This is a genomic window from Citrobacter gillenii, from assembly GCF_013337685.1.
Lineage (GTDB): Bacteria > Pseudomonadota > Gammaproteobacteria > Enterobacterales > Enterobacteriaceae > Citrobacter > Citrobacter gillenii.
Window position 1 is genome coordinate 635389 of the sequence record NZ_SUQN01000002.1, and the last position, 14634, is coordinate 650022.

General features: G+C 52.3%; 16 protein-coding genes and 1 pseudogene. 11 read left to right on the top strand and 6 right to left on the bottom strand.

Annotation, left to right across the window (positions count from 1 at the left end; all coding sequences use genetic code 11):
* Positions 1-355 precede the first annotated feature (355 nt).
* The 3 genes from FCH32_RS06745 to FCH32_RS06755 all read right to left on the bottom strand — a co-directional run bounded on the left by FCH32_RS06745 (position 356) and on the right by FCH32_RS06755 (position 2769).
* Positions 356-637, bottom strand: a complete 282-nt coding sequence (locus tag FCH32_RS06745; protein ID WP_420838394.1) for a hypothetical protein — start codon at positions 635-637, stop codon at positions 356-358.
* Positions 638-745: 108 nt separating this feature from the next.
* Positions 746-1561 (bottom strand): Cof-type HAD-IIB family hydrolase, encoded by an 816-nt coding sequence (locus FCH32_RS06750; protein ID WP_174360675.1) that lies wholly within the window; start codon positions 1559-1561, stop codon positions 746-748.
* Positions 1561-2769, bottom strand: a complete 1209-nt coding sequence (locus FCH32_RS06755) for an MFS transporter (protein ID WP_096757718.1) — start codon at positions 2767-2769, stop codon at positions 1561-1563. The genes FCH32_RS06750 and FCH32_RS06755 overlap by 1 nt, the downstream gene beginning before the upstream one ends.
* An 85-nt stretch (positions 2770-2854) precedes the next feature.
* Here FCH32_RS06755 and FCH32_RS06760 point away from each other — a divergent pair, with 85 nt between their 5' ends.
* Positions 2855-3397, top strand: a complete 543-nt coding sequence (locus FCH32_RS06760) for a TetR/AcrR family transcriptional regulator (RefSeq protein ID WP_153880165.1) — start codon at positions 2855-2857, stop codon at positions 3395-3397.
* A gap of 15 nt (positions 3398-3412) precedes the next feature.
* On the opposite strand, the pseudogene FCH32_RS06765 reads toward FCH32_RS06760, so the two are convergent.
* Both FCH32_RS06765 and FCH32_RS06770 read right to left on the bottom strand, forming a co-directional pair.
* Positions 3413-3858 (bottom strand): annotated as a pseudogene (locus FCH32_RS06765) (SDR family NAD(P)-dependent oxidoreductase).
* A 250-nt stretch (positions 3859-4108) separates the two neighbouring features.
* On the bottom strand, positions 4109-5794 hold the full coding sequence (locus FCH32_RS06770; protein ID WP_096757714.1) for an aspartate:alanine antiporter: 1686 nt from the start codon (positions 5792-5794) through the stop codon (positions 4109-4111).
* A gap of 267 nt (positions 5795-6061) precedes the next feature.
* Between FCH32_RS06770 and FCH32_RS06775 the strand changes: the two genes are divergently transcribed.
* A complete protein-coding gene (locus tag FCH32_RS06775; RefSeq protein ID WP_096759440.1) occupies positions 6062-6442 on the top strand; it encodes an inner membrane protein YbjM in 381 nt (126 codons plus the stop codon).
* A gap of 34 nt (positions 6443-6476) precedes the next feature.
* On the opposite strand, the gene FCH32_RS06780 is transcribed toward FCH32_RS06775, so the two are convergent.
* A complete protein-coding gene (locus FCH32_RS06780) occupies positions 6477-6740 on the bottom strand; it encodes a GrxA family glutaredoxin (RefSeq protein WP_096757713.1) in 264 nt (87 codons plus the stop codon).
* A 172-nt stretch (positions 6741-6912) separates the two neighbouring features.
* On the opposite strand from FCH32_RS06780, the gene FCH32_RS06785 reads away from it, so the two are divergent.
* The 9 genes from FCH32_RS06785 to FCH32_RS06825 all read left to right on the top strand — a co-directional run bounded on the left by FCH32_RS06785 (position 6913) and on the right by FCH32_RS06825 (position 14604).
* Entirely contained in the window at positions 6913-7203 is a 291-nt protein-coding gene (locus FCH32_RS06785) for a DUF1418 family protein (RefSeq protein WP_096757712.1), read from the top strand.
* Positions 7187-7909 carry a nitroreductase NfsA gene (gene nfsA, locus FCH32_RS06790; protein ID WP_174360676.1) on the top strand — a complete coding sequence of 241 codons (723 nt, stop codon included), beginning with the start codon at positions 7187-7189 and terminating at the stop codon, positions 7907-7909. Before FCH32_RS06785 ends, nfsA begins: the two co-directional genes overlap by 17 nt.
* 59 nt (positions 7910-7968) lie before the next feature.
* Positions 7969-8871 carry a 30S ribosomal protein S6--L-glutamate ligase gene (rimK, locus tag FCH32_RS06795; RefSeq protein WP_117341700.1) on the top strand — a complete coding sequence of 301 codons (903 nt, stop codon included), beginning with the start codon at positions 7969-7971 and terminating at the stop codon, positions 8869-8871.
* A 90-nt stretch (positions 8872-8961) separates the two neighbouring features.
* Positions 8962-9438: a type III secretion system chaperone family protein gene (locus FCH32_RS06800; protein ID WP_096757709.1), complete on the top strand. Its 477-nt coding sequence runs from the start codon at positions 8962-8964 to the stop codon at positions 9436-9438.
* Positions 9439-9869: 431 nt separating this feature from the next.
* Positions 9870-10982 (top strand): spermidine/putrescine ABC transporter substrate-binding protein PotF, encoded by a 1113-nt coding sequence (gene potF / locus FCH32_RS06805; protein WP_096757708.1) that lies wholly within the window; start codon positions 9870-9872, stop codon positions 10980-10982.
* A 137-nt stretch (positions 10983-11119) separates the two neighbouring features.
* Positions 11120-12253, top strand: coding sequence for a putrescine ABC transporter ATP-binding subunit PotG (gene potG, locus FCH32_RS06810; RefSeq protein WP_135912335.1), 1134 nt, complete (start codon positions 11120-11122; stop codon positions 12251-12253).
* Between the two features lie 9 nt (positions 12254-12262).
* Positions 12263-13216, top strand: a complete 954-nt coding sequence (gene potH, locus FCH32_RS06815; protein WP_096757706.1) for a putrescine ABC transporter permease PotH — start codon at positions 12263-12265, stop codon at positions 13214-13216.
* Positions 13213-14058 carry a putrescine ABC transporter permease PotI gene (gene potI, locus FCH32_RS06820; protein WP_096757705.1) on the top strand — a complete coding sequence of 282 codons (846 nt, stop codon included), beginning with the start codon at positions 13213-13215 and terminating at the stop codon, positions 14056-14058. The genes potH and potI overlap by 4 nt, the downstream gene beginning before the upstream one ends.
* Positions 14059-14094: 36 nt before the next feature.
* Positions 14095-14604, top strand: a complete 510-nt coding sequence (locus FCH32_RS06825; protein WP_096757704.1) for a YbjO family protein — start codon at positions 14095-14097, stop codon at positions 14602-14604.
* Positions 14605-14634 lie beyond the last annotated feature (30 nt).

Genomic DNA, 14634 nt, shown 5'->3' on the forward strand with positions numbered 1-14634 from the left:
TTCCTGTGAACGTGTAAAGGGCGTTCTTCGCCACGCCCTTTACAATCCCGGCTCCCGGCAGGAAAATTGTTGCTTCGCAATCCCCTCCGCTTATTCCTCGAGGCTATCGGCCCGGGCGCGAGGTAGCGTCCCTGCAAAACGCGCCCTGAACCCGCATCCCTGCGGGTTCTCCCGGCCTTGCGGAAACACGTCGGCAATTTTCAGCCGGACCAGCCCACACCTGACTACCTGCGCTTTTACTTGAATATCTCTGAACAGCAAAACGGATATAGCTGAAAGCCAGAGAGCTGAAGCGACACCCTGGTCCGGCTGAAAATCGATGAGGCGTTGACGGCTGCCCGGGCTTTACGCGAACTTAGTGGTGATCGTCAATCTGATGCTCAATAACCATCCCTTCGCCTACGCTGGCGACATGCCGTGCATAAGGATGTACACGATAAACGGGTGCCGGCGCAGGAGCCGGAGCAACATAAACCGTTTGTGGCGCGGTGGTCATGCTGACCGCCTGCGGCACGCTCACGGAAGAAGGAACCACGACAACTTTATAACCGCTTGGTACATCAACGGTGACGCTTTGCGCCAGTGCAGTTCCCGCAAACCCCAGCAATATTGCCACTATTAGTACACTTTTCTTCATCATCAGATCACCTGAAAATATTCACTGGAGATATTTATCCAGCGGATTAATGTGACGCGGATTATGAAGAGATCATGCCATTCTTTTGTTGCCGTCTGTGCTGAGGTGTTATTGCGTAAACGGTGCGTCGTTTTTTAGCACCCGGTCGATAATATCCAGTACGCCTTCTTCGTTATTCGACCCCGCACGATATTTTGCCGCACGGGCCACGGTATCGTTGGCATTGGCCATCGCAAAACTGAACCCCGCCTGACGCAGCATCTCAATATCATTACCGCCATCACCAAACGCCACGACTTCCTCATCGCGAATATTCCAGCGCTGTTGCAGCAGACGCAGACCGTTTGCTTTATGTACGCCAGGGATAATTAAATCGATGCTGCCGTAGCCGGTATGCACTGGAACCATAATGTCGCCAATCGCGTCATGCAGTGCAGACTGAACCTGCGGGATCTGTTTTTCAGAGATATTCAGCCCGAATTTGAAAAATACATCGTTGATGTTGTTGAAATTATCAACAAATTCGAGGCGGTGGTAGTACATGGAGGCGACGGATTTTAGCTCGTCGCTGTAGTGCTTCAGGGTGTAGGCGCTGTTTTTTCCGCAGGCAATAATGTCAATGTCGGTGCGCGTTAGCAGATGATCCACGATGGTCTGAAAATCGTCTTTAGCCAGCTCGCCGTTAAACACATCTTCCCCTTCGCTAACGACCCAACCGCCGTTTTCCGCCACAAAGGAGATTTCATCGGCCAGCTCGGGGAAAAAAGAGATCAGTTGGTAGTACTGGTTACCGCTGGCGACCACAAAGCGGATCCCCTGAGCTTGCATCTGGCGGTACTGCGCCATAAACCGTTCACGGTTGTAGGTTTTTTGGTCACTTAAAAAGGTGCCGTCCATGTCGACTGCAATTAACTTAATAGCCATTAGCTGTTCTCCGTCACAGGGGTATTTTTAACGTCTGGTTTGGCGACAGCCTTCGCGACGATGGCCGCAACCAGCACCAGCGCCAGCACCACCAGCATGGCGCTGCGCAGGCCATAGTGTTCACCCAGATAGCCCAGCAGCGGCGGCCCGACCAGGAAGGCCAGATAGCCGGTGGTTGCCACAACGCTCACGCGGGTTGGTGCATCGGGGCCGGTATCGCTGGCGGCTGAAATGGTCAACGGGAAGCCCAGTGACGCGCCGAGTCCCCACAGGATAACGGACACACCTGCGACCCACGAACTGTCGACAAAGATAATCAGGCTAATACCCAGCGCGCCCATTAACGCACTGGCACGTACGACCGCGACGCGGCTGTAGCGATCGATAAACCAGCCGCCGGTAAACCGTCCGACGGTCATGCCCAGCGTAAACCCGGCATAAATCAGGGAGCCTGAGGTCGGGCTAAATCCGTGTCCGTCTACCATCAGGAGCGGAAGCCAGTCATTGGCGGAACCCTCGGCAAATGCCATCGCCAGTACCACGACGCCGATGAGCAGCAGCTGGATATCGCGGTAAAAGGGCAGCCCTTTTTCGGCTGAGTGAGAACCGTCAGCGGCATTTTTACCGGTGCCGTCAGGAATCGCTTTGATGGCGATAAATATTGGCGCAATAGCCACCAGTGCCGCCAGCAGAATATGCGCATTGGCGGGAACGCTAAAGGCGGTGAGCACCATCCCGACGCCTGCGCCTGCCAGGGTGCCGAGGCTATAAAAACCATGCATCATCGGCAGCACGGTTTTGTTCATCTCACGCTCAACCGCTGCACCTTCGACGTTAATGGCAACCTCTGCGGCACCAAAGCTGGCACCAAAAACCCCCAGCCCAAACGCAAATAGCCAGGCGGAATGCAGCCATAGCGCCACGCTAAGGATCGCCATACCAACAACCGCACATGACATGGTGGTGCGGATCACTTTCCGCGTGCCAAATCGTTTCACCAGCCAGGCCGAACAAAGAATGCCACTCATCGAACCAATAGAGAGTCCAAATAATACTGCCCCCATTTCAGCGGTAGAAACGGAGAGGATATCTCTGATGGCTGGGGTACGCGTTGCCCAGGAAGCCATTAATAATCCTGGTAAAAAGAAAAACATAAACAGCGCCCAGGTTCGGCGTCTTAAGGCTTTGCGTGATGAGATGCCAGTCATGAATTCGAGCCAAAGAAATGAGGAAAGGAGACAACATTAGCAAGGTTGTGTACATTTGTACACAAATGCAAGAAGAGGAAATGCGGTGCGACGCGCGAACGATCCACAACGGCGGGAAAAAATAGTTCAGGCTACGCTAGAAGCGGTAATAACTTATGGTATTCATGCAGTTACGCATCGTAAGATTGCAACGATTGCGCAGGTGCCGTTGGGTTCAATGACCTATTATTTTTCGGGAATCGATGAGCTTCTGATGGAGGCATTCGGTCATTTTACCGAAACTATGTCGCGGCAATATCAGGCATTTTTTATGGACGTGATGGATGCGCCACAGGCCTGTCATGCCATTACCGAGATGATTTACAGTTCGCAGGTCACCACACCGGATAACATGGAGATTATGTACCAGTTGTACGCGTTCGCCAGCCGTAAACCGGCGTTGAAAACGGTGATGCAAAACTGGATGCAACGCAGTCAACAAACTTTAGAGCAGTGGTTTGACCCCGCCACGGCCCGTGCGCTGGATGCCTTTATTGAAGGCATGACGCTGCATTTTGTGACCGATAAAAAACCGCTGCAGCGAGACGATATCCTGGTGATGGTTGAGCGCATCGCCGGGCTGTCGTAGTACTGACACAGCTTATCAACTGACGGTTGCGCCCCCGGTGACATTTACTACCGTCGCGGTCATCGCACTGGCGTGGTTTGATGCCAGAAACGTTGTGACCTCGGCGATTTGTGCCAGCGTTGGCAGACGCTTAAGCATCGTACTTTGTGCTGCTCCACCAAGCCATAGCTCGACGGTTAACCCCATTGACTGCGCTTTTGCGGCGAATATTTCCCCGGTATAAGACCCTGCTTGCATTGCATAACCTGCTCAGCTGTCGACTGCTCGTCGAGCACATCGATGATAAAGGTGTCGGCCGAGCCACCTGACGCGCGAATGCGGCTCGCTGCCTGATTGAGATTTTGCTGGCTACGTGCACCCAGGAACACATGTGCCCCTTCGCGTGCCATCACCTGCGCAACCGCACACCCTATTGCACCGCTGCCCCCGAAAATCACCGCGACTTTGCCTGCAAGTAACATTGCGCACCCCATCACCAAAAGCACCGTGTAAAAGTATGTGCCATAACCGGCATGATGCAAATTGGTCGAAGGGCCAGGAAGGGCGGCAAATTTCAGGCAACAAAAAACCCATCAACCTTGAACCAAAACGGCGGGGTTGATGGGCTCCACAAATTGGGGACATCAAAGAAAAGCAGTGGCAATAGTTATGACTGACACCTTGAAGAAAAGTTCTGCTTATCTGCAAAAAAATTTCATAAAAGGGTAAATTTTAACCGAGGCCAGGCCAGACGATGACGATCAGTGTCCCCGCCAGCGTCAGTAAGACGTTGGCAATAGCATAGGTGCCTGCATAACCTAAAGCAGGGATGTTGCTGCGCGCGGTGTCGCTGATGATTTCCATCGCCGGTGCACAGGTTCGTGCGCCCATCATGGCGCCAAACAGCAGGGCGCGGTTCATGCGCAATACGTAAGCGCCGAACAGGAAACAGATAACCACCGGCACCAGGCTGACAATCAGGCCCGCTATCAGCATTTGTCCGCCGACTGCGCCGAGGCCGTTGCCAATACCGCTGCCTGCGCTTAAGCCGACGCCCGCCATAAAGACCATCAGGCCAAACTCTTTCACCATATTCAGCGCACCCTGTGGGATGTAGCCAAACGTCGGGTGGTTGGCGCGCAGGAAGCCAAGCATAATACCGGCAAACAGCAGGCCAGCTGCGTTTCCGATGCCAAAGCTGAAATTACTGAACTGGAAGGTGATCATCCCAATCATCAGGCCGATGATAAAGAAAGCGCAGAAGGCCAGCAGGTCGGTGACCTGGCTGTGAATTGAAATAAAGCCGATACGGTCTGCAATGGTCTTTACGCGGCGGGCATCGCCGCTGACCTGCAACACATCACCTTTATTGAGCACGACGTTGTCATCAATCGGCATTTCAATCTGGCTACGGATCACGCGGTTAAGGAAGCAGCCGTGATCGGTCAGTTTTAACTGCGCCAGACGACGACCGACGGCATTGTGGTTTTTCACCACAATCTCTTCGGTGACGATGCGCATATCGAGCAGATCGCGATCGAACACTTCTTTGCCGTTACGGAAGCTAGGGTCGAGGCGGGCATGTGCATCCGGGTAGCCCACTAAGGCAATTTCATCGCCCATCTGCAATACAGCGTCGCCGTCCGGGTTAGCCAGAATGCCGTTGCGACGGATACGCTCGATATAACAACCGGTCTGGCGATAGATACCCAGCTCACGCAGATTTTTACCATCAGCCCAGGCAACCAATTCCGGACCGACACGATAGGCGCGGATCACAGGCAGATAGACCTTACGGTTGGCGTCGGTGTCGAGGCCACGTTCACGGGCGATTTGTTGGGCGCTGGTTTGCAAATCCTGATGCTGCAGTTTTGGCAGGTAGCGTGCGCCGACAATCAGGCTGACCAGTCCGATCAGATAGGTCAGTGCGTAACCGAGGCTCAGGTTATCAAGAGCCGTTGACAGCTGTGTTCCTGTCATCCCTGAATGGCGCAATGTGTCACCCGCGCCGACCAGCACCGGCGTGGAGGTCATTGAACCTGCCAGCATGCCAGCTGTCAGGCCGATGTCCCAGCCAAATAGCCTACCCAGTCCCAGGGCGATCAGCATTGCGCTGCCGACCATGACCAGAGCAAGCATTAGGTAATTTTTCCCATCGCGAAAAAAAATCGAAAAAAAGTTGGGACCAGCTTCGACGCCGACGCAAAAAATAAACAGCATAAAGCCGAGATTTAAAGCATCAGTGTTAATACTAAAGTGCTGCTGGCCTAATAATAGGGAGACTACTAAAACGCCAATGGAATTACCGAGTTGGACTGTACCCAGGCGTAATTTCCCCAGACACAGCCCCAGCGCCAGGACCACAAATAATAACAGGATGTAATTCCCATTTAACAAATCTGCGACGTTTATATTCACGGAGACTAACTTCTTGTTTACTAGTAAGCTATTGAAAGAAATGGCAATTTACGCTAATGTTTTTGCCAGAAATTAAGGGGCGACAGCATCGTACACAGCCCCAAATAAAGCAGCATGACGATATATGCGGCTAGTTTAATCTCATTACGTTTCAACGGCTATAAGAATCGTGTGAGTGCGTTTTTGGCATGGAATGCCGAACGACTTTATCTGACTGGACGCCTTTGGGCGAAAAGAGTGTTCGATAGAGAGTGTCAGGAGGAACGATTGAAACATAGGCAAGGTTGGGCGGGTGCGATCTGCTGCTTTGTGCTTTTTATTGTGGTGTGTCTTTCATTGACGCTGAACGTGAAAGGAGCATTTAAGGCGGCTGGGCATCCTGAGGTTGGGTTGTTGTTTTTTATATTGCCAGGAGCAGCGGCCAGCTTTTTTTCCCATCGTCGTGAGGTGCTTAGACCTCTTCTCGGTGCAATGCTGGCGGCACCGTGTTGTTTGTTATTGATGCGATTTGTGTTTATGCCTACGCGTTCGCTGTGGCAAGAGCTTGCATGGTTGTTTAGTGCGGTGTTTTGGTGCGCGCTTGGCGCATTGTGTTTTCTGTTTATCAGTAGCCTATTTAATCAGCATCAGCAGCGGAAAAAACACTGATTACGCCCTCCAGTGGAGGGCGTAGAGACGGCAATCAGGCGAACAGATTCACATTCTCTTTTGCCCATGCTTCGAAATCCGTGCAGCCGCCGATGTGTTTCTGATCGACAAAAATCTGCGGTACGGTCTCTACCGGCTTACCAACCGTCTTTTCCAGATCGGCTTTTGAGATCCCTTCAGCATGAATATCAATGTAGCGGAAGTTAAAATCTTCATGCTCATTGCTTAATTTTTCTGCCAATTCTTTTGCGCGCACGCAATACGGGCACCCTGGGCGACCAAAAATAACAGCAAACATCTCACTCTCCTCGAACTTATCAGGCCAGATGGCGAATGACTGTATGATGCCGCGATTTATGTCGGATGGAAAGTAGGTTCGGCCTGTTGCTTTGATACATCTACGCTATATCTGTTAAACATGAGAACTCGGAACGTTTTATACTACGAGCCACTTCGCCGGGAGGCCACGTATGCGCACTGTGGGTGTGTTACCTAAAAGCATATTGATTCTGGAAACGATCGGTATGGTGTCGTTAGCGCTGGCGCTATTGTCGCTTAACGATTATCTCACCTTACCCGCGCCGCTTAACAGTCCATTGGCCTGTGTGGTGATGATTTTTCTGGGGGTTTTGTTGATGCTTCCCGCCGCTGTGTTTTTAATGTGGCGCATTGCGCAACTGTTGGCGCCGCAGCTGATGTCGCGAACATCCAGCGTATCTTCCCGTTCAGCCAGAGAAAAAAGAGATGACTCCAACCATTGATTTACTTCGCAGCCACCGTTCTATTCGCCATTTCACCGAGGCGTCGATTTCGGATGCGCAGCGCGAGGCGATTATAGCTGCCGCGCAAGGCACCTCGAGCTCCAGTTTTTTACAGTGCAGCGCGATTATTCGGGTGACGGATAAGGCCCTGCGAGAGTCGCTGGTGACGCTGTCGGGTGGGCAGCCGCACGTGGCGAAGGCTGCCGAATTCTGGGTGTTCTGCGCTGATTTTAACCGTCATTTACAGATTTGCCCTGACGCACAGCTGGGACTGGCAGAACAACTGCTGCTGGGCGTGGTTGATACGGCGATGATGGCGCAAAATGCGCTGACGGCTGCAGAGTCGCTGGGGCTTGGCGGTGTATATATTGGCGGACTGCGCAACAATATTGCGTCTGTAACTGAGTTACTGAAACTGCCGCAGCATGTTCTGCCGCTGTTTGGTCTGTGTCTCGGTTGGCCTGCAGATAATCCCGATATCAAGCCACGGCTGCCTGCGGCCATTGTGGTGCATGAAAATCAATACCAGCCGCTCGATAAGGACGCCCTGGCTCACTATGATGAACAGCTTGCGCAGTATTATCTGACCCGTGGCAGCAACACGCGTCGTGATACCTGGAGCGATCATATTCGCCGCACCATCATCAAAGAAAATCGCCCCTTTATTCTGGAATATTTGCACAAACAGGGATGGGCTACGCGCTAAAGATTTTAACCCGGTGTATGATACGCCGGCTTTCAGCAGGTCTTTCAGAGAGGTGCAGGGTGAAAATTGCCATTTTGTCCCGGGACGGAACGCTCTATTCTTGTAAGCGCCTGCGTGAAGCGGCGATGCAGCGCGGTCACCTGGTTGAAATTATCGATCCCCTTTCCTGTTATATGAACATTAGTCCGGCGGCGTCTTCGATTCATTACAAGGGCCGCCAGCTCCCTCATTTTGATGCGGTCATCCCACGAATCGGCTCGGCGATTACCTTTTACGGTACGGCGGCGTTGCGCCAGTTCGAGATGTTAGGGAGTTATCCGTTGAATGAGTCAGTGGCGATCACCCGTGCGCGCGATAAGCTGCGCTCATTGCAACTGCTGGCACGTCAGGGAATCGATCTCCCGATTACCGGAATCGCGCACTCACCGGACGATACCAGCGACATGATTGATATGGTCGGCGGCGCACCGTTGGTGGTGAAACTGGTAGAAGGCACCCAGGGTATCGGTGTGGTGCTGGCCGAAACGCGTCAGGCCGCGGAGAGCGTCGTGGATGCATTTCGAGGACTGAACGCACATATCCTTGTGCAGGAATATATTAAAGAGGCCAAAGGGCGGGATATTCGCTGTTTTGTCGTAGGGGACGAGGTGGTGGCTGCTATTGAGCGTCGGGCTAAAGAGGGCGATTTTCGTTCTAATCTCCATCGCGGTGGCGTGGCCAGTATTGCCAATATTACGACGCGTGAAAGGGACATCGCGATAAAAGCCGCCCGAACCATGGGCCTGGATGTGGCTGGCGTTGATATTTTGCGCGCAGACCGCGGGCCGCTGGTCATGGAAGTTAACGCTTCTCCGGGGCTTGAAGGCGTGGAGAAAACCACGGGGGTTGATATTGCCGGACGGATGATCAAGTGGATCGAACGTCATGCAACTCCGGAATTTTGTCTTAAAATCGGCGGCTGAACGCAATATCGATGGCGATCGTGGTATGACGCGGTCTTTTTGCGTAAGCTGTGCCGGTAATTTTTTCATCGAAAGAGGTCGCACATTATTATGACATCACTGGTCGTTCCCACTCTGGATACGTTGCGTCAATGGCTCGACGACCTGGGCATGAGTTTTTTTGAATGCGATACCTGTCAGGCGCTGCATTTACCCCATATGCAAAACTTTGACGGCATCTTTGATGCGAAAATTGATTTGGTGGATAACGTCATTCTGTTCTCTGCGATGGCGGAAGTCAGGCCATCGGCGTTGCTGCCGTTGGCCGCCGATCTGTCATCCATTAATGCCAGTTCGCTGACGGTGAAAGCCTTTCTGGACATGCAGGATGATAATCTGCCAAAGCTGGTGGTTTGCCAGTCTTTATACGTTGTGCCGGGCGTCACGTTTGAGCAGTTCGAATGTTTTGTTCGCCAGAGCGAAGAGCAGATATCCATGGTGATCCTTGAGGCCGGGGCGCATCAACTGTTATTTAACGCTGAAGAAGATGTGCAAAACAGCGGTACTGAGACCCATTTCCTCCATTAATATTTCCTGAGCAATGATGCCAAAAGCGCAGCCGCTGCCAGAGCGGTTGCGTATTACCCTATTTTTATTCTGAATTTAACCTTTTATTAAAGAATTATTCACCTAACTTCCACGCCTTCTGCCTTATGTCATAGATAAATCCTGCATAAAAAATTGATAAAAGACGTTTTTTTAACTGGGCTATATCCTCGAATCCTGGCTAAAGTTATTCTGGTGAGGCTTATAAACGTCATCCTTCAATGAACCCTTTATGGGCTGCATGCGACCGCAATGCATGTTGAATGATTCCGTGATTATTAGCGAGCCATAGCGGCACAGGGGAAGCCTCTTTTCTTATTTGTGCTGAATGAAAAAATATGCACGTTTCTTGCATATCATAGAGTGTGAATTTTTTGTTCGTTTGTTAACGAACTTTCAGAAGGAAAGAGATTATGACCGCCTTAAATAAAAAATGGTTATCAGGCCTGGTTGCGGGTGCTCTGATATCCCTCTCTGCCGGCACGCTCGCTGCTGAACAAAAAACGCTGCATATTTATAACTGGTCTGATTATATCGCCCCCGACACGGTGGCTAATTTTGAAAAAGAGACCGGCATTAAAGTGGTTTATGATGTGTTCGACTCCAATGAAGTACTGGAAGGTAAGCTCATGGCGGGTAGCACTGGCTTTGACCTTGTCGTTCCTTCCGCCAGCTTCCTTGAGCGTCAGCTTACTGCGGGTGTTTTCCAACCGCTGGACAAAAGTAAACTGCCAGACTGGAAAAACCTCGATCCCGAATTGCTGAAGCTGGTGGCGAAACACGATCCAGACAACAAGTTTGCGATGCCGTATATGTGGGCAACCACCGGTATTGGCTACAACGTGGATAAAGTGAAGGCGGTGCTGGGCGCGGATGCGCCGGTCGACAGTTGGGATCTGATCCTGAAGCCGGAAAATTTGGAAAAACTCAAAAGCTGCGGCGTCTCGTTCCTTGATGCCCCCGAAGAAGTGTTTGCCACCGTGCTGAATTACTTGGGTAAAGACCCCAACAGTACCAAAGCGGACGATTACACCGGACCGGCAACCGATCTGCTGTTGAAGCTGCGTCCGAATATTCGTTATTTCCACTCTTCTCAATACATTAACGATCTGGCAAACGGTGATAGCTGCGTGGCAATTGGTTGGGCAGGGGACGTATGGCAGGCCGCTAATCGCGCGAAAGAAGCGAAAAATGGCGTCAATATTTCCTTCTCAATTCCAAAAGAAGGGGCGATGGCGTTCTTCGATGTTTTCGCCATGCCTGCGGATGCTAAAAATAAAGACGAAGCGTATCAGTTCCTCAACTATCTGCTGCGTCCGGATGTGATTGCCCATATTTCCGACCACGTGTTCTACGCCAACGCGAACAAAGAGGCGACGGCGTTGGTCAGCCCTGAAGTTCGTGACAATCCGGGGATTTACCCGCCGGCCGATGTGCGAGCCAAGTTGTTCACTCTGAAAGTACAGGATCCGAAGATCGATCGTGTCCGTACCCGTGCCTGGACCAAGGTGAAAAGCGGGAAATAACCCGCGTCAGGGAGATGACCCGGCGGCGCGTAAGTCCGCCGGGACACCCGAACCCTGAACACTCATAACCCGGCAATACGCACCATGCTGGTGCGTTATTTGCACTGTTTCTTTGTTTTATGCCGGAGAGCACTCACGTGAATGATGCGACCCCCCGCCCACAGGCGAAAACCCGTAAAGCGCTAACCCCGCTGCTTGAAATTCGTAATCTGACCAAGTCTTTCGATGGCCAGCACGCCGTCGATGACGTCAACCTGACTATCTACAAAGGCGAAATATTTGCCCTGCTAGGGGCCTCCGGCTGCGGCAAATCAACCCTGCTGCGCATGCTGGCGGGCTTTGAACTGCCGACCACCGGGCAAATTATGCTCGATGGTGTCGATTTAGCACACGTCCCGCCGTATCTGCGCCCGATTAATATGATGTTTCAGTCCTACGCGCTGTTCCCACATATGACGGTGGAGCAGAACATTGCCTTTGGCCTGAAGCAGGACAAGTTGCCGAAAGCTGAAATTACCAGCCGGGTCAACGAGATGCTGGGCCTGGTGCATATGCAGGAATTTGCCAAACGCAAACCGCATCAGCTTTCCGGCGGTCAGCGACAGCGTGTGGCGCTGGCGCGCAGCCTGGCAAAACGTCCTAAACTGCTGCTGCTGGACGAACCGATGGGGGCGCTGGATAAAAAGCTACGTGACCGCATGCAACTGGAAGTGGTCGATATCCTCGAACGTGTGGGTGCGACCTGTGTGATGGTAACGCACGATCAGGAAGAAGCCATGACGATGGCGGGGCGTATTGCGATCATGAATCGCGGCAAGTTCGTGCAAATCGGCGAGCCTGAAGAGATTTACGAGCACCCGACCACCCGCTATAGCGCGGAATTTATTGGCTCGGTAAACGTGTTCGAGGGGCTACTGAAAGCGCGTCAGGAAGACGGCCTGATCATTGACTCTCCGGGGCTGGTCCATCCGCTGAAAGTCGATGCTGATGCCTCCATCGTTGATAACGTCCCGGTGTACGTCGCGCTGCGTCCGGAAAAAATTATGCTCTGTGAGACTCCACCGGCAGATGGCTATAACTTTGCGGTGGGGGAAGTAGTGCACATTGCCTATCTCGGTGATTTGTCGGTGTACCACGTGCGTTTAAAAAGCGGCCAGATGTTGAGTGCCCAGCTACAAAACGAACATCGCTACCGTAAGGGGCTACCGACCTGGGGCGATGAGGTGCGTTTGTGTTGGGATGCGGACAGTTGCGTAGTGTTGACGGTTTAAGGAGTGAAAATGCGTACACTTGAACCTCCGGCGCGCGTGGACAACGCGAGCCGTTTCACGCTGTTTATGTCGCGGATGCAGATGAGGCATGGGCGCAAGGTGGTGATTGCGCTGCCGTATATCTGGCTGATTCTGCTGTTTTTGCTGCCATTTTTAATCGTCTTTAAGATCTCTTTTTCTGAGATGGCGCGGGCGATACCCCCGTATTCTGACCTCATCTCATGGGCAGACGACCAGCTCTCCATCACGCTCAATGTTGGCAACTTCCTGCAACTGACGGCTGACCCGCTGTATGTTGATGCTTACCTGCAGTCGTTGCAGGTGGCGGGGATTTCTACGATCTGCTGTTTGCTACTGGGATATCCACTGGCATGGGCTGTGGCACACAGCAAACCGTCAACGCGGAATATTCTGCTGTTGCTGGTGATCCTGCCTTCCTGGACCTCGTTTTTGATTCGCGTGTATGCCTGGATGGGGATCCTGAAAAATAACGGGATCCTGAATAATTTTCTGATGTGGCTGGGAGTTATCGATCAGCCGCTGACGATCCTGCACACCAATCTGGCGGTCTATATCGGGATTGTTTATGCATATTTGCCGTTTATGGTACTGCCGATCTACACCGCGTTGACACGTATCGACTATTCGCTGGTGGAAGCGGCGCTGGATCTTGGGGCCCGACCGCTGAAAACGTTCTTTAGCGTGATCGTGCCGTTGACCAAAGGCGGGATCATCGCAGGCTCAATGCTGGTGTTTATCCCGGCGGTCGGGGAGTTTGTGATCCCTGAACTGCTGGGCGGGCCGGACAGCATTATGATTGGCCGTGTGTTGTGGCAGGAGTTTTTCAATAACCGCGACTGGCCGGTGGCGTCGGCTGTGGCCATTATTATGCTGCTGTTACTGATTGTGCCGATCATGTGGTTCCATAAATATCAGCAAAAAAGTGTGGGGGAACACGGATGAATAATTTACCCGTCGTTCGCTCACCGTGGCGTATTTTTATCCTGGTCATAGGGTTCACTTTCCTGTACGCGCCGATGCTGATGCTGGTTATCTATTCGTTTAACAGCTCCAAACTGGTGACGGTCTGGGCAGGGTGGTCGACGCGCTGGTACGGTGAATTGCTCCACGATACTGCCATGATAAGCGCTGTCGGGATGAGTTTGACCATTGCTGCTTGTGCGGCGACGATGGCGTCGATCCTCGGCACGATTGCTGCGGTGGTGCTGGTGCGCTTTGGTCGTTTCCGGGGTTCGAATGGCTTTGCCTTTATGATAACAGCGCCGCTGGTTATGCCGGATGTCATCACTGGCCTGTCGCTGTTGTTGCTGTTTGTTGCCATGGCGCATGCTATTGGCTGGCCGGCAGATCGCGGGATGTTAACCATCTGGCTGGCGCACGTCACTTTCTGTACGGCGTATGTGGCGGTCGTTATCTCCTCGCGTTTGCGCGAACTGGATCACTCCATCGAAGAAGCGGCGATGGATCTTGGTGCCACGCCGCTGAAGGTCTTCTTTGTCATCACGCTGCCGATGATTATGCCGGCGGTGATTTCCGGCTGGCTGTTGGCTTTCACCCTGTCGCTTGACGATCTGGTGATCGCCAGCTTTGTTTCCGGTCCTGGGGCGACGACGTTGCCGATGCTGGTGTTCTCCAGCGTACGTATGGGGGTTAATCCAGAAATTAACGCGCTGGCGACGCTGATTCTTGGCGTGGTAGGAATTATCGGATTTATCGCGTGGTACCTGATGGCCCGGACAGAAAAGCAGCGGTTGCGCGATATCCAGCGTGCAAGACGCGGCTGAAAAAACTAAAATCTGCCAACCTCTACTCGGTGCAGCATGTGGCGCTGCACCGTTTTCACGGAAGACGACGCGTTGGGATTTTTTAAGAAATCATCCACATCACATGCTCGCTTAAACGTTCCTGCTTTAGTGCAGGTGGCGGCGCTCGCTATTATTATGATCCGCGGCCTCGATCTGTTGATGATTTTCAATACGTTGGGTGTGAGCGGGACAATGGCATTTATCCAGCGTAGCGTGCAGACCTGGAATTTAACGCTGGTGTTTTTAAGCAGTCTGATACTGGTGTTTATCGAAATTTACTGTGCCTTTTCATTGGTCAAAGGACGTAACTGGGCGCGCTGGATTTATCTGTTTACCCAGGTGGTGGCCTCCGGTTATTTGTGGGCGGCATCGTTAGGTTATGGTTATCCCGAGCTGTTCAGTATTGCGGGTGAATCGAAGCGTGAAATTTTTCGCACGCTGGTGATGCAGAAATTACCGGATATGCTGGTGCTGTTGTTGCTGTTTGTTCCGGCATCCAGTCGACGGTTCTTCCGTCTGCAATAATGTGTATAATCTTCGCCCCGGTTAATTTGA

Coding starts and splice junctions, on each gene's coding strand:
- FCH32_RS06745 (WP_420838394.1), bottom strand. CDS start 637: ATGAAGAAAAGTGTACTAATAGTGGCAATATTGCTGGGGTTTGCGGGA.
- FCH32_RS06750 (WP_174360675.1), bottom strand. CDS start 1,561: ATGGCTATTAAGTTAATTGCAGTCGACATGGACGGCACCTTTTTAAGT.
- FCH32_RS06755 (WP_096757718.1), bottom strand. CDS start 2,769: ATGACTGGCATCTCATCACGCAAAGCCTTAAGACGCCGAACCTGGGCG.
- FCH32_RS06780 (WP_096757713.1), bottom strand. CDS start 6,740: ATGTTTGCTGTTATTTTTGGTCGCCCAGGGTGCCCGTATTGCGTGCGC.
- FCH32_RS06785 (WP_096757712.1), top strand. CDS start 6,913: ATGCGCACTGTGGGTGTGTTACCTAAAAGCATATTGATTCTGGAAACG.
- nfsA (WP_174360676.1), top strand. CDS start 7,187: ATGACTCCAACCATTGATTTACTTCGCAGCCACCGTTCTATTCGCCAT.
- FCH32_RS06800 (WP_096757709.1), top strand. CDS start 8,962: ATGACATCACTGGTCGTTCCCACTCTGGATACGTTGCGTCAATGGCTC.
- potF (WP_096757708.1), top strand. CDS start 9,870: ATGACCGCCTTAAATAAAAAATGGTTATCAGGCCTGGTTGCGGGTGCT.
- potH (WP_096757706.1), top strand. CDS start 12,263: ATGCGTACACTTGAACCTCCGGCGCGCGTGGACAACGCGAGCCGTTTC.
- potI (WP_096757705.1), top strand. CDS start 13,213: ATGAATAATTTACCCGTCGTTCGCTCACCGTGGCGTATTTTTATCCTG.
- FCH32_RS06825 (WP_096757704.1), top strand. CDS start 14,095: ATGTGGCGCTGCACCGTTTTCACGGAAGACGACGCGTTGGGATTTTTT.